Annotated in this window: 1 protein-coding gene; it reads right to left on the reverse strand. The window is 42.9% G+C overall.

Features of this window, described 5'->3' with window-relative positions; all coding sequences use genetic code 11:
• Nucleotides 1–63: 63 nt before the first annotated feature.
• A partial coding sequence (nqrE, locus tag A3756_RS03720) for an NADH:ubiquinone reductase (Na(+)-transporting) subunit E (protein WP_068552944.1) occupies nucleotides 64–655 on the reverse strand: 592 nt, incomplete at its 5' end.

Here is a 655-nt window from a genome sequence, read left to right on the forward strand (position 1 = left end):
ATCACCACACCGAGTACTATTTCTGCATTCATATTAATACCTTATCTATCTACCCAGTGTTAATTAAAGCGAGATACCAGAGAACGACATAAAACCTAGTGACATCAAGCCTACAGTGATAAAGGTAATACCCAAGCCACGCAGACCTTCAGGCACATCACTGTACTTGAGCTTTTCTCGGATACCGGCCAATGCGACGATCGCAAGAGCCCAACCGACACCAGCACCCAAGCCATAGACCGTGCTCTCAGCAAGATTATAATCACGCTCAACCATAAATAGAGATGCACCCATGATCGCACAGTTTACTGTGATCAATGGTAGGAATACCCCAAGAGCGTTATACAGATCCGGGAAGTACTTATCCAAAACCATTTCTAGAATCTGTACCAAAGCAGCGATAACACCAATGTAAGTTAACAAACCCAAGAAACTCAGGTCTACATCAGGATAGCCCGCCCAAGCCAAGGCTCCATCTTTTAGAAGGTAGGTATAAATAAGATTATTTACAGGAACAGTGATTGCCAATACAACGACTACGGCAATACCTAGACCGGTTGCAGCTTGAATCTTCTTAGAAATCGCAAGGAAGGTACACATTCCCAAAAAGAATGCCAAAGCCATATTTTCAACAAATACAGCCTTAACAAATAGG

Source organism: Oleiphilus sp. HI0086, from assembly GCF_001635225.1.